The sequence below is a fragment of the Pseudarcicella hirudinis genome (genome assembly GCF_900115665.1).
GTDB lineage: Bacteria > Bacteroidota > Bacteroidia > Cytophagales > Spirosomataceae > Pseudarcicella > Pseudarcicella hirudinis.
Window position 1 is genome coordinate 430,103 of sequence record NZ_FOXH01000005.1, and the last position, 21,930, is coordinate 452,032.

The 21,930-nt window shown below is 39.3% G+C and carries 11 protein-coding genes; 2 read left to right on the top strand and 9 right to left on the bottom strand.

What is annotated here, in order from left to right:
- Nucleotides 1–57 precede the first annotated feature (57 nt).
- Both BM179_RS11835 and BM179_RS11840 read right to left on the bottom strand, forming a co-directional pair.
- A complete protein-coding gene (locus tag BM179_RS11835; protein WP_092017016.1) occupies nt 58–1,713 on the bottom strand; it encodes a RagB/SusD family nutrient uptake outer membrane protein in 1,656 nt (551 codons plus the stop codon).
- Nucleotides 1,714–1,730: 17 nt separating this feature from the next.
- Nucleotides 1,731–4,778, bottom strand: a complete 3,048-nt coding sequence (locus BM179_RS11840; RefSeq protein ID WP_092017018.1) for a SusC/RagA family TonB-linked outer membrane protein — start codon at nt 4,776–4,778, stop codon at nt 1,731–1,733.
- Between the two features lie 756 nt (nt 4,779–5,534).
- On the opposite strand from BM179_RS11840, the gene BM179_RS11845 reads away from it, so the two are divergent.
- On the top strand, nt 5,535–7,130 hold the full coding sequence (locus BM179_RS11845; protein WP_092017020.1) for an ArnT family glycosyltransferase: 1,596 nt from the start codon (nt 5,535–5,537) through the stop codon (nt 7,128–7,130).
- Between the two features lie 20 nt (nt 7,131–7,150).
- Here the strand turns inward: BM179_RS11845 and BM179_RS11850 are convergent, their stop codons facing one another.
- From BM179_RS11850 to BM179_RS11870, 5 genes are all read right to left on the bottom strand, one after another.
- Nucleotides 7,151–8,239 (bottom strand): phytase, encoded by a 1,089-nt coding sequence (locus BM179_RS11850; protein ID WP_092017022.1) that lies wholly within the window; start codon nt 8,237–8,239, stop codon nt 7,151–7,153.
- Nucleotides 8,240–8,318: 79 nt separating this feature from the next.
- Nucleotides 8,319–9,581, bottom strand: a complete 1,263-nt coding sequence (locus tag BM179_RS11855; RefSeq protein WP_092017024.1) for a right-handed parallel beta-helix repeat-containing protein — start codon at nt 9,579–9,581, stop codon at nt 8,319–8,321.
- Nucleotides 9,582–9,608: 27 nt separating this feature from the next.
- Nucleotides 9,609–12,365, bottom strand: coding sequence for a TonB-dependent receptor (locus BM179_RS11860; RefSeq protein ID WP_092017026.1), 2,757 nt, complete (start codon nt 12,363–12,365; stop codon nt 9,609–9,611).
- A 257-nt stretch (nt 12,366–12,622) separates the two neighbouring features.
- Nucleotides 12,623–14,278: a tetratricopeptide repeat protein gene (locus tag BM179_RS11865; protein ID WP_092017028.1), complete on the bottom strand. Its 1,656-nt coding sequence runs from the start codon at nt 14,276–14,278 to the stop codon at nt 12,623–12,625.
- Between the two features lie 65 nt (nt 14,279–14,343).
- The gene (locus tag BM179_RS11870; RefSeq protein WP_092017030.1) at nt 14,344–16,932 is read right to left on the bottom strand and encodes a phosphocholine-specific phospholipase C; all 2,589 of its coding nucleotides are present in this window, start codon (nt 16,930–16,932) and stop codon (nt 14,344–14,346) included.
- A 423-nt stretch (nt 16,933–17,355) separates the two neighbouring features.
- On the opposite strand from BM179_RS11870, the gene BM179_RS11875 reads away from it, so the two are divergent.
- Nucleotides 17,356–20,235: an outer membrane beta-barrel protein gene (locus tag BM179_RS11875; RefSeq protein WP_092017031.1), complete on the top strand. Its 2,880-nt coding sequence runs from the start codon at nt 17,356–17,358 to the stop codon at nt 20,233–20,235.
- A gap of 74 nt (nt 20,236–20,309) precedes the next feature.
- Here the strand turns inward: BM179_RS11875 and BM179_RS11880 are convergent, their stop codons facing one another.
- Together BM179_RS11880 and BM179_RS11885 are read right to left on the bottom strand one after the other, a co-directional pair.
- A complete protein-coding gene (locus tag BM179_RS11880; protein WP_092017033.1) occupies nt 20,310–20,639 on the bottom strand; it encodes a hypothetical protein in 330 nt (109 codons plus the stop codon).
- A 496-nt stretch (nt 20,640–21,135) separates the two neighbouring features.
- Nucleotides 21,136–21,930: DUF11 domain-containing protein (locus tag BM179_RS11885; RefSeq protein WP_143095214.1), on the bottom strand; the 795-nt coding region annotated here is incomplete at its 5' end.

Genomic DNA, 21,930 nt, shown 5'->3' on the forward strand with positions numbered 1-21,930 from the left:
CAAAGGAGCCAGACTCACCATTTCCTTTGAATGCTTTTTGTTTGTTATTGTTAAGAATTAATTGGGATTCTGCACTAAACCTGGTTGTACCAAAGTCTGGCTTTCCGGTAAAAACTCGACAATTACATTGGATTTCCAATCTATTACATCATCAGCCGTTCCCGTTTGATGTGTACCGGGATAACGACGATCCATTGGCAATTTATTACGAAAAACATCCATTTTACGATGTCCTTCGTAAGCCAATTCCAAGCGACGTTCCTGTAAAACAACATCCAAAACAGACATTCCTGCCGGCAAAGTTGCTTCAGTAAACCATCCCGAAGCCGGAATACCTGCTCTTTTTCTGATCAGATTTACATCTGCCAAAGCATCAGTATTCTTACCCAATTTAGCATTCGCTTCCGCACGGTTAAGATACATCTCTGCCAGTCTCGATATTACCGGAGACCATAACTGAGCCTGTCCTTCCTGACCTGAGCATTTCAGAATGAAATATTTAGGATATCCGCCTCTTACTGCCATTTTCTTATCAATCAAAACCGTCTTTCTTCCATCAGTCGTATTAATGAAATAGTCAAAGCCTCCTCTTCCGTTCGAAACTTTCTCAAGCATTTTTGTCCCGTTATCCTGGTACACATAATCGTCTCCCTGCTTAGTCACTTCCGTCTCTTTATACTGATAACTACCTTTAGACAAGACCGTGTAAACAGCCCAGGTAACATCCGGGAAATCGCTGTCAGCCAATGGAGATATGAATTTATTTCTTACGTCTTCCGGAAACTTACGGATCAGTTCAAGGTAAGGACGAGAGGCATATAATTCTCCCCATCCTGAACCATTGATCGTGGCATACATCGACCCTACAGTAGAATAACCATTATCAGAATTGGCATAATCGGTATTCAGCACATATTTGATGGCAAAAATGGTCTCTGAATTATTTTCAGGAGCAAATTTTGGATAATCAGGCAATTGCTCTGTGTTCAATAAGGAATATTTCCCTGAATTAATAACCTTATTGGCATATTCCAGCGCTTTGGCATTATCTTCTTTATAAAGGTATAAGCGTGAAAGTAAGGCCCAGATGGCCCCTTTTGAAACATATACATTAGTTTTCTCCACTTTCATCAGGCTTTCTGCTTTCAGCAAATCTTTTTCTACCTGATCATATACTTCCCCTACTTTGGAGCGGGTCGGGTAATTCAATGCATCTGCATCAAGTTTCAAAGGAACACCCGGATTATCACGCCCCTGAGCATATGGTTTACCAAATGCACATACCATTTGAAAGTGCATTAAACCCCGCAGGTAATATGATTCCCCCAATTGCTGATCCATATCCGCTGAAGTACCTTCTTTCGTCGCTCCAAGAACCTGATTTACCCCGACAATGATACGATAAGAACTTCTCCAGAAAGCGTCAACTCTTGAATTGTTAGGAATCCGGCGGTAATTGTAAATAAAGAACAGGTTATCAGTTGTCGTTCCGCTAAGTGCCACATTATCTCCCGGATATTCAAAAATACGGTGCCAGTTTTCTGACCATGCTTTCAGCAACGAATAATTTCCGGCTACAGCCAGATTGATTCCGTCTGGTGTACTGATTACTTTATCAGGCGTAAGCCCGTCGTATGGAGTCCGCTCAATATCACAAGCCCAGAATGAAAGGCTTAGAGCAGTTCCCATTAAATACTTATATATCGGTTTCATAATTGTTATTTTAATGATTAAAACGTTACGTTAAGTCCGAACATCACACGACGTGAAACCGGATAAACACTGGTAAGGTCACCATTCACTCCATAAATTGCGGCTTCAGGATCCACACCTGAATATTTTGTCCAGGTAGCCAGGTTATCAACCGAAACATTCAGCCCAACACCACTCATTCTCAAATAATTACACAGGTTTTTCGGCAATCTGTAGGCCAAAGTAATATTGCGCAGACGAATATAGCTTGCATCTTCAAGGTAACGAGAAGAAGGTCTGTTCGACTGAGAGTTTCCTCCATAAATAGCCTGCGGATGTGTGGCATTATTAGGATTTTCAGGCGTCCAGCGTGACCAGCCATCAGCCAGAACCATTTGATTATAAGTCGGATAAGCTCCGTCACTATCAAAAAGCTGACGGGTAGCATTATAGGCCATTGCACCTTTTGAGTAACCGAAATTGACGCTTAATGAAAGACCTTTATAGGCTACTTCAGACTGTAACCCGCCATAGAAATCCGGGGTAGAAACACCCGTTTCCTGAAGTGTTGCCTGAGAATACGTAGAAGTTGTAGTACGGGCTCCGGTGGACGGATCTACACGTTCCCAGAGAGGCTTACCGTTAGCAGGATCAACTCCCATCCATTTACGCAAATACCATGTGTCGATATTTTCCCCGACTTCTATTACTTTCTGACCATTAATCTGTCTTTGGTTCTGATACAATTCTATGATTTTGTTCAGGTTTCTGCTAAAAGTAAGATCAGCATGCCAGGTGAAATCCTTGTGTTTGATAATATCAACACCTAATGCCATTTCTATACCCTGGTTTCGTACTGCACCAATGTTTTCGTAGCGGCCTGTATAACCCGAAACGGTCGGGAATGGTACATAGTGAAGCAATCCTGAAGTATTTTTATTATAAATTTCAACCCCGAAATTCACGTGTTTCCACAAACCAATCTGTACACCTAAATTGGTATCAAAACTCTTTTCCCAGGTCAGGTTATCGTTGCCCAGTGTAGAGATAATTGCCGCCGGAGAACCGTTGTACTGCTGATCAATGGCATACACACCATATTGCGGATACAAGGCTACCGGAGTATTACCTACACCGCCATGAGCGGCTTTAACCCTTAAATAATCAATAATTCTGCTGCGGAAGAATGCTTCTTTATGAATATTCCAGCCTGCACTTACTGAATAGAAATTTCCATAGCGGTTATTCTTACCAAATCTTGATGAACCGTCACGACGGAATGAAATCTGTGCATTAAAACGGTCATTGTAAGAATAATTAGCATTAAAGAGAACCGACTGGAAAGAATAATCATTGGTAATACCTTTTGTCGAAACCGGAGTTGCAACAGTATTCAATACGGTAGAACCCGGGGAAATCCCCTTACCGGTTGCAGTCAGGTCATTGTAAGTGTAATCGTTATATTCATAGGCAGCCAAGGCATCAATAAAATGTTTCCCGAAAGTATTGGTATAGTTCAGCATCTGGTTGGTGAAACGTGTAGTACGTTTTGCCATACTTTCACTCAGCTGACCATTGGCATCCAATCCAGCGTTTGAACGGGGGTCTGTATATGAAAAGCCGTCAGAATTATAATAGGTTGTATTGTTGGTAGAACGGAACACCAGTTTATCAGTAATATTCCATTGCAAATCCATATTGGCAATCACATTGAAAGTCTTGCTTGTGCCATAATTCCATTGCAGATCATACAGGTAATTCGACTGATCTCTTCCATACCAAGGACTGGCGATCTGCGCATTGCGTGGAATCCCGTTTGCATCGTATGGTTTATCCCATGGCAAATTAAGATACATATTGTACAAACTATGCTGGCGATCTTCCGTCTGGGTATAAGTCGCAGCTACTTTTGGTTTGAAAATTACCCTTGGAGAGAGTTCATAATCCATGTTGACACGGGTTGAAAATCTCTCATAATTATAGCCTTTTACGCTACCCTCCTCTTTATAATAGTTCCCTGAAGCATAAATGGTCGACTTTTCTCCACCTCCCTGAAAAGCAAGGGTATATTGCTGAATTTTACCATTCTGTGTACCTAGTTTCAGCCAGTCAGTATTTGTCTGAAGCAAGGCAGGTTTGTAATATTCAGGAAGATTGGCCTTGTTTTTCCCGTCTGCGGCATAAAATCCTCCCCAGTAATCATATAACTGCTGAAAGTCCATCAGCTTAAAGTTTCCGTTATTAAATTGAGAAATACCGGTTTCAGCTTTGAACCAATACTGGTTTTTTTTGCCGAATTTTCCTCCTTTTGTTGTTACAACCAAAACGCCGTTTGCTCCTCTTGAACCATATAACGCTCCGGCAGCCGCATCCTTCAATACTGTCATTGATTCAATATCACCCGGATTCAGGTTAGGTACACCATGCCAGATTACCCCGTCAACAACCCAGATCGGATCTGTTGAAGAAACGATAGAAGCACGTCCTCTGATTCTGATAGTCGGTAAACCGCCCGGTTGTCCGGTATTGGAGGTAACCTCCACTCCGGGAATTTTACCCTGAATCATGTTAGCCACATTAGGAGTGGTAACATCCATTAATTTTTTGGAACTGATTGTAGCGACGGATCCGGTAAGATTCTCTCTTTTCTGACTTCCATAACCTGTTACAACAACCTCTGAAAGCGAGTAAACATCCGTTTCAAGGGTTACTTCTACTGCACTTTTATCACCAATACTGATTTCTTTTGAACGGTAACCTACGAAACTAAATATAAGCGTTCCTTTATTTCCGGGAATCGTAAGCTTAAAATTTCCCTGTACATCTGTCATGGTACCTACACCCGGAACGCCTTTTAATGAAACGGTGGCTCCGGGAAGTCCCTCTTTAGTATCTTCGGCAAGTACACGTCCAGATATAACTTTTTCAGCAGGAGCAAGCCTTTCAGAAAGATTGCCTGCTGATCCGATCGGAGCGGCATCAATCGGAGAGATTGCTGCGACGAGCAAAGTTGCCACCCAGGGGATAACTCCCAGGCACAGCGATACCCGCTTGCTTTCCGGCTTTTTGATTATGGTATTTTTCATAAGAATAGTTTGTTGTTTAGTTTGAATAAAAAGTAACCCTGCATCCTGCTTAAGCAGGATGTAATAAATAGCAGATTCGTGGTATGTAATTGAGATTGCTTTCTGTAAAAGCCTTTACTGAATTGAGTCAGAAAATTTGTACGTTGATTCAGATAAACATAATATCCTGACTGAACCGGACATTATTTGTCCGCATTGCAGGAACTTGCACAGATGAGATGTTTGTGCATACTGGTAATAAAAACGTAGTCAGCCTAAGTAGTTTTCCTTGCATAAGATGTGTCTAATAATTTGTTGAAATAGTTAAATTTGAGGAAAATTAGATTGGATTTTATACAAAACAAAGGTCTCTGGCTGAGAAAAAGTGCATGAAAGTTTGCACAATCGTTTGTACTTGCTTGCACAAACGATTGTGCAAACTTCAGTTTTCGGGTATATAAAAAGTTTTAAAAGAACCGAATCTAAAAAAATACTCTGTTGTAAGCCAATAATTTTAAGAAAGTGAATTTTAACCCGTAATATTCAGGTCTGAGCATTTTCTCTCAGAGAATTGCCTTTTTGAAATCAGCTCCGGAGAGTTAACAGAAAATACTTAAGATATGCCTCCGATTACCGGAGTTTTCAGATAGCGGCATCATGAAAGATTACAAAAAAGTCTATATTTGCTAAAAGGTGGCAGAGAAATTCAATCTTACTCCATCTTAAAACATTTCATCACCACTGCACACTCAATTGAATATTTAACAATCTGACCAAATGAATAATAAGTGGCTTTTATTGATTTTATGGTTCATTCTCACCGCTTTTAATCTTAATAAGGCATTCCATATTGATGATACTTTTCATTTGGAAGTAGCAAAATGGATTGCTGCAAATCCATGGAAACCGATGTCAGGAATTGTCAACTGGTATGATAATCCGGCTTCTATTTCTACTTTCAATCAACCTCCTTTATATTTTTACTGGATTGCACTGGTGGGTGAAATTTTTGGGTATTCAGAAGTATCCCTGCATATTTTTCAGTCTCTTTTTACCTTTCTGGCACTTTATTTCTTTTATAAAATCTGTACCATCATAAGTCCTTCCAAAGTTGGTATTTCTCTGTTCTTTTTTGCATTCTGTCCGGCACTGATGATCAATCAGAACCTGATGACGGACATTCCGTTATTGTCGCTTGAGTTAGCTTTTCTGTTCTTTCTGATCAAAATCAATTATCGGAGAAAGGTTATCAATTATACCCTCGCTGCACTCGCATTAGGTACTGCTTTATTGATTAAATACTCGATTTTACCGCTTTTAGGGGTACTCATAGCTACAGCTTTATACGAAAGAAAATACAAATATTTATTTCTGGGGCTCATCCCGGTCATAATGCTGGGTTTGTGGTCTGTTACAAATCTTTTCGAATTTCAGAAAATACATATTCTGAACAGACCCATTAATCACTTTTCCCTGGTAGATTTTGCGAAACAAATCATTAGTTTTATAGCTTGTATCGGAGCGGTTTCTCCTTTTTCCATCGCGATTTATAATGGCAAATTTCCTTATAAAATCATTGAAAAGGCCAGCATTATTACTTTAATCATATTCGTTTTATTCTGCTTACTGACCTATTTTGAAGTAATTCCGGAAAATATTTCCTCTGCTGTACTCAACCTCAGTTTTTTCATCAACGGAACAGCATTACTGATTATTCTGGGGATAGAAGTCATTACGAAATTCAGAGAAAACAATACCTGGAAATTTCCGGACAAAGGAGATTTTGTGCTGATTACAACATTTATCTTTCTGACTGCCTTTATTGTAAAATATGCTCCTTTTATCAGTACAAGGCATATTCTGCTTTTAATCCCTTCCATTCTGCTGATTTGCAGAGGTTTAATTGACAAAATATCTCAAAAAATTAAAATCCTTTCTCTGGTCTCTTCCGGAGTTTTAGGCATATTATTAAGTATTTCTGACTGGGAATACGCAGATTTTTACCGGCAGATTTCAAAACAGATCTCATTACCAAAAGGAAGTAATATATGGGTTGCCGGGCACTGGGGATGGCAATGGTATGCAAAGAATATTGCAGATGGTAACATTCAGCAATACAGTACTGATTCTTCGATGGTACAAAAGGGAGATTATATTATTCAACCTGCTATTGCAACAAGGCAGCTGCTGCACAAACAGGTTGTTTTGAAGGAGGTTAAAAGATTATGGCTAAAACCTGGATTTTCGACATTTTTTTCCGGAAATCATTCAGCAAGCATGTACTACTCCACTCCAAATAAAGGACCCTGGAATTTGTGCAAACATCCGGTTGACAGCATAATAGTCAGCAGAGTAATTACCGGAAACCCATAGATTTCCGGTAATTCAGTCTTTTATTTTAACGGAGAAATAACTTTAAGGTCTTTTCCGGCAATATCTTCCCATTTGTAAAACTGAAAAGTGCGGTTATCACTCATCGCAATAAACAAACCTTTCTGAAAAGTGCTGTTCAATGGCACAGAGACTGTTTCAGAACCATCACTGTGATTAGCTTTTACTTTAACAACTTTCAGTAAGCTATGTTCATGAGGATTCCGGGCTGTTCCTTCACGACTAAAAATGTGAAACTGGTTAGCTCCCTGATCCGAAACCAGAATATATCCTGTTGATGGAGTCAGTTGATAAATTGAGATTCCTTCATGGTCTTCTGTAAATCCTTTGGTAGCAAAAAGTGCCAGTTCTTCATTACCTTTTGAAGGCTCTGCATAATATTTGCGCACACCTACCCCTTCATCTGAATAGTAGATATATCCCAGCTCATCATCTACTGCAATAGATTCTATTTCTTTTTTACCACTGTAATTACCGAATTTCCGAACCAATGTTGCTTTAACATGGCCTGTTCCATCATCCTCCACAAGGTATTGCCACAGATATCCGCCATTCGTAGGGCCCGACTTTCTTCCGGCAATTACATAAATTTTCCCTTCTTTGTTTTTATAAACCGAAACACCCATTAAATCTCTGAAATCCGGGGCAGTTTCACCTTCATATACCTCAATTCCGCCATTATCGATCGGTTTAAGATCCGGCAATGAAAAAAAGCGAAGTTTATGGGTCAGTCTTTCTGTAACGACTGCGAAATCCGTTTTTTTATTTCCCAGCATCAAACCGTATTCCACATCAACGTTGTTGGGTCTCTTCAAACCTGACACTACTTTTTCAGGAATAATTTTCCCTTCAAGATTATACACAAACAACGCTCCGTCCTGATCTTTGTCTGTTCCCAAAATTAAACTTTGTGCAGGATTTTCAGGGTTAATCCAAACAGCAGGATCGTCAGAATCATGTTTTACAAATTCAGTAGTAACAGCAGGAATCAACATTGAATCTGAGGAAACGGCACTGCTTTTCTGAGGAACATCCTGGCAGGAAAATAAAGAAGCAGCCAGTATTCCTAATGATATAAATTTAAAAGTCATCGGAAAACAAAAGATTTGATTGAGTATGCTGTTTCCTGAAGATTTGCAGGAAACAGCATTTTAAAAGAGAATGGATTGATTACTTCGTTCCGAAAGCCCCGATATAGTTAGCAGGTTCAGGTGAAGAGTAAGTCTTACCGTTTAATACGATTCCGGCTTTGTGGTTTCTGGTAAAAGTAGTCGTTCCTTTGCTAAGTGCCGGAGAACCAGCTTGCAAATGAAAATCCCAGCTGGCAGAGAAATCAGCATTATCAGTAGCAGTTGTAACAGGATAGTTAACGAATTTCGGATCATTATCTCCGGCAGTTTTGCTGATAATGTCATTTTTACCACCGATCACTTCAGCATTTGGCTGAAACTGATCTGCTCCAAGCTGAGTATAGCTGTAAAAAAGTGTATTCTGGAACACAGAACGAGGATCTTCAGGTTTCTTGGTATCACGCTTAATTCCGAAACGACAGTTTGCTAAAAGGTTGTTATACAATTCTGCATACACACTCTGTTCTACCCAAACCGAACCACCTTTGATAGTTGGTCTTCTCCATCCGTTATTCAGCAAAGTATTGTTATAGGCAATAATATGTGCCTGCGGCGTACGGTCACCTGCATTTGAAAGTTTCAATCCGTTAGTATTTGTACTGTAAATCAGGTTATAAGAAACGTCAGCCACACAACCCGATTTGAAGTTAAGTGCTTCTCCACCGCTTACTCCGGTAGTATAGAAAGTATTATTTGTGAAAATAATATTACCACCTTCCAGATATGTACAATCCTCGTTAAAATTACGGAAAGTTGTATTTCTTACCACCAGTTTACCTGCAACATTTGAGAACCACAAAGCCGGTACATTTTCTCCGCTAAGTGCCTTATAAAGGCCTAATTTCACCGAAGATGATGCTTCTGTCGCTGTTGCACCACCGTATTCAAGAATTACGTTATCAAGTAACAATTCAGAGCAGGTTTTTGCTGCTAAAATTCCTCCCCATAATTTTCCGAATTTGTTTTTAGCAATTCTTGCACTTTCAGGTACTGTAATTTTTACAGGGCTGGTGCTGGTTCCGACTACATACAGATTGCCCTGTACAATAAATTCAGGTTTTACAGTTGTATCCATCAATACAGTTACACCTTCTTCAATACTCAATGTTTTTCCGGCCGGAACAAACAAGTCGCCTTTTACAGTAACAATGCTTCCTTTTTTCCATGTTCCCGAAACTTCTCCGGAAATAGACAACTCGTCCGGCTTAACTTCAGGAGTAACTTTAGTGCCATCGTCTTTACTGCAGCCAGTCAACAATGAAGCAAATAATAATGCACTTACGAACAGATTTTTCGTTTTCATGATTTTTAAGAATTAATTGAATATTTTTTAAAGTTTATAGCGAATTCCGATCAGATAACTTCTCTGGTAATAGTCCTCACGAATGAGTGTTTTGTTACCGCTGGCATTTTCCTGAGGGATATTGGCATTTACAGGGTTGGTATTCTTGATAAACACTCTCATCGGGGTGTTTAACAGGTTGTTGGCTTTGGCAAAAATGACCCAGTTTTTACCAAATTTGCGTTCAACAGATGCGTCCATCTGTATGAAGGCTTCCTGCCACAGGTCATTATCTAAAAACTGTGAAACGGTATTAATACGCTCTCCTGTATACGAAGCAGCGATTTGTGCATCCCAGCCCGTTTTCTGATTTTTGTAGAATAAAGACACATTTCCAACATGTGCCGACTGTCCGTACATTGGTCTTGTCTGGTTTACATTCTGCGCTTCCAGGTTACCGCTCTGATTCCGGACACGAATCATTTTTTTAGTGGTGATTTCTGAATTGGTGTAAGTATAATTAGCCTTGATTCCGAATTTCTGAAAATACTTTATCGCATCAAGTTCTAAACCGTAGTTTGTGGCATCTCCAAAGTTTCCGGGTGTATAGAAAACATCCTGTCCTCTGGTCTCATCCAATTGCAGCGTGTATTCAATGGGATTCTGAATCTTTTTATAGAATACCCCTGCCATAAACTGATCCGAAGCTGTCGGGAAGTATTCATAGCGGATATCAAAATTGTCGGCAATAGCTCTTTTCAGATCCGGATTACCTCTTTCCTGGTATTCTTCATTGACAACTTTTCCCGGAACCAGCTCAAAGAAACCTGGTCTGTTGATAGAGCGAAAGTATGAAGCACGTAAATTCTGGTTAGGCATCAGTGCATATTTCGCATTGGCACTTGGCAGCAGGTCTGTATATTCCTGGTTTCCGGTCGGCCTTAATTCTCCGAGTGGAAATAACATCGAATATCCCTGATCGGTATGCTCAACTCTTAAACCTCCGATGATCTGCAGATTAGATTTCTGCCATTTTGCCATTCCGTATCCTGCTCCGATCTTTTCAGAAGCTGTATAATTCAGCGCAGAGGCTACAGCACCCCGTGGATTCTCCACACTCCACGAAATATCTCCGTAATCTGTAAAGTCTTTTCCGTATTCTGCGAAAGGATTAGTTGGTTTCAGGACGTAATTGTTATAAAAGTTATCTCTGCTTTTGTCACGGTACATTCCTCCGAAAGAAATTTCAAGCAAATTGTTTTTTAAAGTGGTCAGGTATGTTCCGTTTACATATCCGGCTAAATCACGGTCGGAATTATGTTCCCATCTTCTTGTACTTTCCTGAGGATAGGTTTTTGTTTCTTTAAAATTGACTCTTTTTCCCAATAAACTAACAGAAGTATTATATGGGTTTTCATTGGTGGCAGATGAATAAACCGCAGACCACTGCATCTTGAATTTATCAGTCAGCTTATGTGTTCCCTGTAAAGTACTGTTAAAAATCTTCTGAACGGTTAACCTTGAACGTGTGGAATAAGTAAGACCTGCATTACCTGAAACCGGATCATAACCTCCTGAAGAGAAATCAGTTGTTTTGGTATCCCTCAACTGCTCATTGGCAAGATTCATATATGCATTGTACCATTGAAGCTTATGATTTTCGTTCAGACGGAAATCCATTTTAGCATGCAGTCCCAGGCGGCTTTGTTGTTCTGAATACTGTCTTTCAGCCAAACTGGTAATTCTGGAAGATTTTTCGGTATCATAAACCGTCGAAGAATAAAATAAACTATTGCTTCCCCGGTAAGTATTCTGGAAACTTCCGGCCAGAATTACACCGAATTTATTGTGATAAAATCTGTTTCCTACTGAAAAACCTCCTACAAGATTCAGCATTGGTCGTTTGGAGGTATATTGCACTGCGCCTTTTGGGAAATCCTTTAAAGTAGCATTGTAATTATTCCCGTATTGTTCATAAGGAGATTTGTAATTAAGGTCTTTGGTATTAAAATTAACAAAATCCCTGTCCATAAAAAGCTGGTTGTAACCGGTGGCAAGATTGGCACTGACTTCAAGTCTTTCCGGAGCATCTTTCATAACCATATTGATAACCCCACCAACGGCATCTCCTTCCATATCAGGCGTTAAGGTTTTAAAAACCTCAAGTCTTCCCAATAATTCCGAAGGGAAAATATCCAGGGGAACGTATCTGTATTTGTTGTCAGGACTCGGAATTTTAATACCATTCACTAAAGTATAATTATATCTTTTGTCCATTCCCCGAAGGATGGCATACTGCCCGTCGCCGTTACTGTTTCTTTCGATTGAAATTCCGGAAACCCGCTGTACAAGATTGGCTACTGTCAGATCCGGTGAAAGTTCTATCGCTTTTCCGGAAACAATATTCATTAACTGATTGGCTTTTCTTTCAGTTTGTCTGGCTGCATTTTCTGTAGATTTATCAACATTTGCAGAAACGACTACTTCATTAAGCAATTGTCTGGCATCTTCTTCCAATGCGATATTCAGGACAAGGTCTTTGTTTCCTACAACAATTTCTTTGGTGTAAGTCTGAAATGACACAAAACTTACATGAATCTGATAAACCCCGGCCGGAACATTCTTTATGGAAAATGTACCGTCCAGACCTGACACATCATAAAAACCTTTTTTGGATAATCTGACAGAAGCTCCTGTTATAGGTTCACCTGTTTGTTTATCGAGAACTGTTCCTTTTAGCGTACCCCCAAGAACCTGGAGACTGAAGAAACTTAAAATCACAAATAGTAAAATTCTTTGGCACATTTCGTTTGGGAGAATTAGTCGCGGAAGAGAAAAATATTCCGGCGATTCTGATTTCATTGACGATGCAAAGTTGCAGAAACCTTGCGCTGATGTCCAAATTAAGAGGGGTTACAAAAAAGAAACACCGTTACAAGTGGCGTTAACAGAAAGGCAACAAAGTAAATATTTATTTTACAAGATACTCATATTCAAATAATTACAAATTCAATTTTGATACATTATCAAATCATTACCGTTACATTACCGAATTGTTACCTTCAGGAAAGTGTCTGAATAAAGGTTGTCAGACTCTCACCTTGTTCAAGATTAAGCTTCTTCCTCAGGCGGTGTCTGGCCACCCTCAGGCTGTCAGAAGAGATGCCTAACAGGGAAGCAATGTCGTTTGAGCTAAGGTTCATTTTCAATAAAGCAACCAGCCGCATATCATTTGAAGACAAATTTTCGGAATGGCTTTTCAGCTTGTCGAAGAATGTTTGGTGTACCTGTTCAAAAATACTTCTGAACTCTTCCCAATGCTGATCGTGGTTAAAACTTTCATTAATCTCCTGCATAATCTGTCTCAATTGCTTCTTTTGGTCACGCTTGTCATCTTTAACCATTTCCTCTATCTTTTTATAGAGTTTTTCAAGCAACTGATTTTTCTGGATTACATGAAGTGTATGTGTGCTAAGCTCTCTGCTTTTAACATCCAGCTCATGAGTCAGTTTTTCTTCCAGCAATTTTTTATTCAGTAATTCGGCCTGAATCAAATCATTCTGTGCCTGAAATATGTGTTTATTCTGTTCACTTAAAGTTCTTTCACTGGCAATTTTCATGCGCTGTCTGCTTATTACAAGCATGCCTGAGAGCCCCAGAAGAATCACCGCTATCGCAGCACCGATTCCAATAATCTGATTGATTTTTCTCTCATGGTTCAGACTTTCGATCTGATTATTTTTTCGGGCAATATCATACATCACCTGTAAAAGTGCTACCTGTTTACTGCTTTTTTCAGAGTAAATCTCCAATGCCATTTTCCTGCTCAGTTCCAGGTAGTAATAGGCACTGTCATTTCTGTTCATCAGGTTATAGGTTTTCGCCAGGTCACGATACGCACCGCTTTGCTGGTAGCGTTCGTTATGAATTGTTGATAAACTCAGTGCCAGGCGGGAATATTTCAACCCTTCGGCATATTTTCCGGTTTTACGGAGAACATCCCCGAGATTGTTATAAACTTCAATCTGGGCCAACACATTTCTGTTCAACTGATTTACTTTCAGCGAATTACTGAAATAATAATAAGCAGAATCATACTTTTCAAGGTCTTCGTAAATACTGCCCAGATTTTCATAAATTTTTGCGATTCCCTGCTGATTCTGAATCTGTTTATATTGTTTAAGCGCTAATTTCTGAAAATAAAAAGCACTGTCATATTTTTGTTCTTTCTCATATAAATGGCCGATTTTGCCTAATGTTACAGCTACACCTTCCTCATTTTTCAGGTTTTTGAAGATGTTCAGTGCCTCATTATAATTCTTCCAGGCAAGATGCTGTTGTCGGTTGTAGAAATATAATATCCCTAAATCATTCAGATTTTCCGCAATTTTCGCTTTGTTATTCAGGTTTAAGAAAAGCTTATGGGCTTGCAGATGAAATTCGATCGCCTGCGGGAAATGCCCGAAATGGAAACAGATCTGCCCCATTTTCTGCAGACAATCCGCAGCATTCAGATTATCTTTCTGTTCAATAGCTTTGGCATAGGAAGATTTCAATGCCAGAAATGCAGAATCCGGATAATTAATAGTCCCGATTTCCCGAAAATCCTCATTTTCGAGGTATCCTTTTGATGAACTTTGCGCCAGGACATAATTAATGTGGCCGGAAAAACAAGTCAGGAAAAAGAGCGTAAAGAAGAGAAAGGGGATTTTTAGCATTTTAAAGCAGGGTAAATAAAACCACAGGCTTAAGCTTTACCGGATAAACCTGTGGTCTGGAAATGTTAAAGATTAATTCTACCCATCAAAGGATCTGTAAATCCTTGTTTCCCGGTTTCAACATGTCCGGCATATCGTTTTTCAAATGAGCTGTTTCCCTTCACTTTTACGCTAAGGTCATACCAGTTATAGCTTTTCGACAAATTAAGATTCACTTCAATTGAGGCCTGCATAGAACCTGCACCACCTAATTCTTTTACCTGTGATCCGGTTTTATACGAATTGTCAATGATTTCAACAGTGACAGGATTGACTTCGGAATTGGTAATCTTCAGGCTGACATTTCCGGTCAGTTTCTTTGCATTTACATCCGAGCGCTGGTATTCGCATTTTACTTCAATGTTCGGCTCGTCTGCATTTCCGGTAAATTCCCTGAAAAAACCATTCGGTCCATATACCCGAAGATGATAATCCTGCTGTCCGAAATCTTTCAATGCCCATGAATCTTTCAGTGAATCCCCTTTAGATACGGCATAGTTTCTGACATTCACGTCTTCAAAACCGGTTACATTACCCTCTTTATCTCTTGAAGCAAATTTTTCAGGAGCGTACACAATGAAAGGTGAACCTTCAGCTTTTGTTCCGAATACCTCATTTGAAGCAGTAAAAGAAATTTCGAAAGCACTTTTATCTTCAAACAAATTCCCTTCTGCGTACAATTGATACGGCAAAGCACAGGCCGGTCTTACTCCTGCCTCTTGTTTTGGCAGCAACGGAGAATATTCAGCATCTTTATTTACGGATGTTATTTCCTCTGCGCTGAGCTTTTTGTAATTCGACGGAAGTTCTTTGAATTTTGCTTTGTGTACAGATTCAATAAACGGGTTTTTCTGAACAAATTCCGGTAAATTGATCTTCTCACCGTTGTATGGTTTGAAAACTGAAGACAAATCTCCGCAAATCGTTCTTCTCCATTCCGTAATATTGGTTTCCTTAATCTTTTTACCTGATTTCTTACTGGTAAACTTTTCCAGAAACTGAATCACAGAAGTATGATCAAATACTTCAGAACAAACATTTCCTCCCCTGCTCCATGGTGAAGCAATCAATAATGGAACACGGAATCCTAATCCGATAGGACCACTTCTGGCATCTTTTTCAGGATTGTCATGAGGTCTTTTCAATTCCTGTGCCAAACTAACCTGTTCTGCTGCCGCATCAATTCCTTTGGAAACTTTTCCGGCATATCTGTCATTCGGGTGCGGTGCGACAAACGGAGGCACATGGTCAAAATAACCGTCATTTTCATCATAAGCCAATATGAAGATGGTCTTTTTCCATACTTCAGGGTTTTTGGTCAGAATATCCAGTGTTTCTGACAAATACCAGGCTCCATACCATGGCGCTCCCGGGTGATCCGAGAAGTTTTCAGGAGCAACCAGCCATGAAACGGTAGGCAGATTACCTTTACTGACATCTTCCCTAAACTGATAAAGCACATCCCCTTTCGGAACAGACACTTCTCTTTTTGTTCCGTTATCATCGTAAGACAAAGAAGTAAGGCTGTGATAATCAACGTCTTTTTTATTTGTTGTAAATGCTTTCCGGTGAATATTCTTTTCAAACTCAGAAAGTTTTTCAAACTTTTCCGGAGCCCATTTCACCACATCTTCTTTGGCAATTACCAGGTAATGTTCTTTTCTTGCAATGAGTTTTTTAGTCTTCTCCAGTTCAGGAGAATCAGCCGGAAGCGTTTTCAGTTTCAGGTTTAATTCCTTAATTTCTTCCGGTAAAGCAATCAGCTGAGCTTTCAGGTAGGCATGATATTCAGGAGAGAATTTTACATTATATTTCTCAAACCATTCAATCGGATTATCTGTAAAATTACTAAGCCAGGCATCCTCATCACCGGAAAGCCCTGTCGGAAGGCTGATTTCATTCTGGTATATTTTCCATGAAACGTTATTTTCTTCCAGTCTTTCCGGAAATGTTTTCCATTTTGCCCATTTTTCATAGTCAACATCTTCGTTCTTAACATTTGCCATGGAGCCTTCTTCCGGTTTTTCACGAATTGTACCTGACCATAAATAAAGACGGTTAGGAGTAGTTCCGGTTAAAGAAGAACAAAAATTCTGATCACAAACGGTAAAAGCATCAGCCAGTGCATAATAGAAAGGAATATCTTCCCGGTTATAATAGCCGAGGGTCAATGGCATTTTTTTGTACTCACGATTCCCGGATTTTTTTACATCCAGCCATTTGTCAAATTTCCCGTTGTTTCTGGCATCTACCTGATTCTCCCATGAATGCGGCAAAGAGCTCATCCATGTTGCATTTGAATCTTTTAAATTGAGTCGGAAAGGTGCAAATGTTTCTCCTTCTTTATTAGACTGAAGCCAGACTTTATTACGATTTGGGAGGGTTATTGCACGGGGATCATTAAACCCTCTTACCCCCTGCAAGGTACCGAAGCAATGATCAAAAGACCGGTTTTCCTGCATCAGTATCACCACATGTTCTGCATCCATGTAGGTACTTCCCTCTTTGGGATTAATAGCCATTGCTTTTTGAATGGAGGCGGGTAACATCCCTGCCAGACCTGCCCCACTGGCTAAAACTGCCGCTTTTTGAATAAATTCTCTTCTTGTTTCCATAAATTTAAAAGGAAGAATCAGTTATTTTGAACCCTAAATTTCCATCTCTTTTTGATAATCTCTGTAGGGGTTTATTATTCTCCTTATTTTTCTGAGTATAGTATAATGAAAAGTATGTCTTTTTCTGTTTCAGGTTCAAACATGCAAAAGAACCCATTGCTTCTTAATTTCAGGCGTGTTGCATTTTAAATTATTGTAAAACTTAAAACTTCTCCCGAATCATTTCAGTATTTTGTCAACGGGGGGATTTTACTCTTTCAAAACTGATTCTTTTTTCAGAATTTATCTACTCAAAATCAGTTTTCGTATAGTCTTTACAAGGTTTCATCTTCTTTTGGCTTAATTGGTTATTTCTCTGCTAAACCCTGTTAAAACGGTCATGTCTAAGCGGTAATTCAAGTACCAAATATAATCCTCAAATTCATGAAAAATCTCCAGTTTTTGCTAATGTTTCTGTTTATTTCCAGCTCAGTATTTGCACAAAGCAACCAGCTTTCAGGCAAAATTACTGATGGAAAAAATGAAGCTTTGATCGGAGTCAATATTATCCTGACAAGCGTTGCTGATGCCAAAATTAAGCATTTTGCGGTAACAGATACCAGCGGAAATTTTAAATTCGCCAAACTCAATCCTGAAAAATATACACTTAAGGCAACTTATGTAGGCTTTGATGATTTAACTCAGGATATCTCAATTACGCTGGAAGATCAGAATCTGGGAGTAATTCAAATGTTTGAAAAAAGTAATGTTTTACAGGAAGTTCAGGTAAAAGCCAAGGTAGCTGCTGCGATTCAAAAGGGTGATACACTGCAATACAATGCTGATGCTTTTAAGGTAAATAAAGATGCACAGGCAGAGGATCTGTTAAAAAAGATGCCCGGAATTACAGTTGACAACGGAAGTGTAACTGCACATGGCGAAACCGTGAAGGAAATTCTGGTTGACGGTAAGCCTTTTTTCGGAGACGATCCTACGATTGCTATGAAGAACCTTCCGGCAGAGGTAATTGATAAAATTGAGGTTTTCGATAAGCAAAGCGATCAATCTCAGTTTACAGGATTTAACGATGGAAATACCAGTAAAACGATTAATATTATTACCCGTGCGGACAAAAGAAATGGAAAGTTCGGGAAAATTTATGGTGGATACGGAACCAATGATACCTATTCTGCAGGTGGAAATATCAATCTTTTTAACAAAGACCGCAGGATTTCAATTGTCGGGATGAGCAATAATATTAACCAGCAAAACTTTTCATCTCAGGATTTACTGGGTATTTCAAGTTCCGGAGGTGGTGGCGGAGGAGGTGGTCGTGGAGGTGGTGGACCGGGTGGCGGTGGAAATGCCAGCAATAACTTTCTGGTTGGACAGCAGAGTGGGATTAATAAAACTAATTCTTACGGGATAAATTATTCGGATAACTGGGGCAAAAAGTTAACAGTCAGAGGAAGTTATTTTTTCAATAACAGCTCTAATACTACTGAAAAATCCTCTCAGAGAGAATATTTTCTTTCTACCGGAACGAATCAGTTTTACCGGGATTCTACTTTGAGTACCAGCATGAATACCAATCACAGGTTTAATTTCAGATTTGAATACACCATTGACCCTAAAAACTCTATTTTATTTACCCCAAGATTGAGCTTTCAAACGAATAATTCAAACAGCTCAACCCAAAGCCGGACCCTGCTCGGAACGGTTTTGCAAAATACTTCAAATAACCAGACGCAATCTAACAACAGCGGTTACAGCTTTAGCCAAAACCTGCTTTTAAGACATAAATTTGACAAAAAAGGCAGAACTCTTGCCTTCAATTTTGGTACAGATATAAACAACAAGGATTCCCAAAGCGATCTGATGTCGAAAAACGAGTTTTTTGGCAAAACTCAATCAGTACAGCTTATCAATCAGCGGACTACGGGAAAAACCGACAGCTATCAATTGACCGGAAACCTTACTTATACAGAGCCGGTTACAGACAAATCCATGTTGCAGTTAAGCTATAACATAGGCTATTCCAATAACCAGTCGTCAAGACTGGTAAACAAAATCAATTCGGCGAGTCAGGAATATGATCAGTTAGATTCCCTGCTCAGTAATAAATTCGACAATGATTATGTTACGCAACGATTCGGTGTGGGTTACAATATTATGGGTGGTCAGAAGCTGCGTCTGGTAACCAACCTTTCTTTTCAGAAAGCTGATTTATCGGGTCAGCAGCTTTTCCCGATCAATAATGAAACCAACAGGACTTTCAATAATATCATTCCTATGTTGATTTTCGATTATAAAATCTCTGATGACAAAAAATTCCATCTGATTTACCGTGCCTCTACCAATGCTCCATCTATCAGTCAGTTACAGAATGTTATCAATAACTCCAATCCATTGGTGCTGACTACCGGAAATCCGAATTTGCAGCAGGAATACAGTCATTCCCTTTCTGCGAGGTATTCAATTACAACTCCTGCCAAAGCGCAAAGTTTTGTGGCTTTGCTGAGTGCCAATTACACCCTTAGCCCAATCGGCAATTCAACACTCATTGCTGATAAGCCCATTACCTTGCCCGGCGGCGTAGTTTTGGGTCAGGGAGGGCAATTGATTCGTCCGGTCAACTTTGATAATTCAGTAACTGCCAGAGGATTTGTCACTTATGGCACACCTCTTAGTTTTATAAAGACCAATTTAAACCTCAATTCAAGTGTGAATTACAGTCGTTCACCGGGCTTAATTAACGATCAGGTCAATTTTTCCAATAATTATACCTTCTCTCAGGGGATTGTGCTGGCGAGTAATGTCAGTGAAAAAGTGGATTTTACTTTATCTTATAATTTCAATTACAACAAAGTTGAGAATACTATTCAATCTAAGCTGAACAACAATTATTACTACCAGACTGCGAGTGCTAAATTTAACTGGATTTTTGGAAAAGGATTTGTTTTCCAAACGGATCTTAACCAGCAGACTTATACCGGACTGGCTGACTCATTCAATCAGAAATTTACGTTATGGAATGCCGCTTTTGGCAAAAAGTTCCTGAAAAAGCAGGCAGGAGAATTGAAAATATCAGTATTTGATTTACTGAATCAAAACAGCAGTATCACCCGTAATCTGACAGAAACCTATCTGGAGGATGTACGATCTCTGGTTTTAAGAAGATATTTCATGCTTACATTCACCTACAGCCTGAGGGCTTTCGGATTGGGTGGAAATAGCGAAAGAAACAGAAATAATCCGCCAATGGATGGTGGCGGAGAAAGACGTTTTGACCGCCAGGGCCCGGGAAGAATGGGGAATTTTTAAAGGATTTTAACGGGTTTCGTTTTCAGTACCCAATGTTTCATAGATTCCGGGACTGAAAACGAAATCTGACATATTTAAAACCAATGAATTATCAGGAAAATCAGTATGAACATCAGAAGCAGTGTTATTCCGAAAACAATCCTCCACAACCAGGCTTTGGTGTTATTTATACGGGTAATTATAAAAAGATCATGGGGAGAATCTTTCCACTTTGAAAAAGATCCCTGTTTGTTAAAAGTATAAATCTTACCTTCTATTTCAAACTCATAAGGATATGGATAAGCTGGCCATGATTTATTTGCATTCAGATTATTCACAAATTTAGCAATCCTGCCATCTCTTGTTTCGACTTCAGCACCTAATTCTATCAGATTCATATCAAATGCCCTCCTGCCCTTTCTCATAATTCTACCATTTCAAAGCTAATTAACGCAGATAAAACCGCTATAAATTTCAATTTAAAATCTTACCAAAAAACACCAAAAGCAATATTTTTTATTTGAAAAACAATATTTAATGTTAGCTATTATTATAAAATTATCAAATAAAATTTACATAAATGCTGAATAGCATCTATGATTAATCCTAAAACAAACGATCTGTCATTTAAATATAACCAACCGGTAAAATACTTGTATGAATCATTGCAACCACATAGGAGCATAGGCACATAGAAATATTAAGCACTCCTACTGCATGAGCATTAGTTCTTTCAGATTAGAAATCCGAAAGAACGTAGATTTTACACAAAAAAGCCCTCAATCAAAGACTGAGGGCTTACATATTTCAGGTTAGGGTTAGCTTCGCTCATGAAAAATCCCTTTCCAGAACCCACTCTTACTTATTTATTATCTTATTCTGTCAGAAATTCCCGACAACGAATACCATTTATTCCAATTATTAATTTTTCTTCCTTTTTTGAATGGTGAACGGTACACAGATTTCATCTTTACAACAATTGTTGTCAGCTTCGATTATAACCGGGCAACAACCTTCGGCAGGACAATTCCCCGCTGAGCTATGGAAGGTATAGATGCCTGGCTCATTTAACCTCACTGTATTGCCACTGGCAACAGGTGTACTACCGCCATCCTTAAACCATTGCACATTATTTTCTGCTGGTACAATAATTTGTACATTACCCTGAGGACACAGTTTGATTGGCACCGTAAAACACTGACGACCCATATCATCTTCCCCTTCAACACCGTTACCAGGGGTTGAGTCTTTATCTGTCTGATCCGACTTGAAAATTTCGGCTGTGTTGAACCATATCCCTTCGGCCACTACTTTGACTTGAATAGTCACGGTAACAGTATCACCATTAGCCCCAACATTTCCGATAGTCCATAGACCAGAACTTGGATCATAACTGCCACGTGAAGCACTGCTGTTCAGATATTCCACACCGGCTGGTAAACTGTCTCTTGCAACAACACCAGTGGCCGATACAGCCGATTCATTCCAAACCTTCAGGGTATAGGTGACGGTTTCACCCAAGCGGGCAATTTTCTTATTAATCTCCTTTTTAAGAGCCAAATCTACGGTATTGCTACCAACGTTAATGACCTCAATATCACTGTCATCCTCATCCTGCGTCGGATTATTCTTGTGGTCTTCGTTGATCACATCATCTTTTGGCGTTCCGTCATTGTTCGGATTGCTATCTGGTGTTGAGTCAATATCATCCAGATT

Coding starts and splice junctions, on each gene's coding strand:
- BM179_RS11870 (WP_092017030.1), bottom strand. CDS start 16,932: ATGGAAACAAGAAGAGAATTTATTCAAAAAGCGGCAGTTTTAGCCAGT.
- BM179_RS11850 (WP_092017022.1), bottom strand. CDS start 8,239: ATGACTTTTAAATTTATATCATTAGGAATACTGGCTGCTTCTTTATTT.
- BM179_RS11880 (WP_092017033.1), bottom strand. CDS start 20,639: ATGAGAAAGGGCAGGAGGGCATTTGATATGAATCTGATAGAATTAGGT.
- BM179_RS11865 (WP_092017028.1), bottom strand. CDS start 14,278: ATGCTAAAAATCCCCTTTCTCTTCTTTACGCTCTTTTTCCTGACTTGT.
- BM179_RS11860 (WP_092017026.1), bottom strand. CDS start 12,365: ATGTGCCAAAGAATTTTACTATTTGTGATTTTAAGTTTCTTCAGTCTC.
- BM179_RS11875 (WP_092017031.1), top strand. CDS start 17,356: ATGAAAAATCTCCAGTTTTTGCTAATGTTTCTGTTTATTTCCAGCTCA.
- BM179_RS11855 (WP_092017024.1), bottom strand. CDS start 9,581: ATGAAAACGAAAAATCTGTTCGTAAGTGCATTATTATTTGCTTCATTG.
- BM179_RS11845 (WP_092017020.1), top strand. CDS start 5,535: ATGAATAATAAGTGGCTTTTATTGATTTTATGGTTCATTCTCACCGCT.
- BM179_RS11835 (WP_092017016.1), bottom strand. CDS start 1,713: ATGAAACCGATATATAAGTATTTAATGGGAACTGCTCTAAGCCTTTCA.
- BM179_RS11840 (WP_092017018.1), bottom strand. CDS start 4,778: ATGAAAAATACCATAATCAAAAAGCCGGAAAGCAAGCGGGTATCGCTG.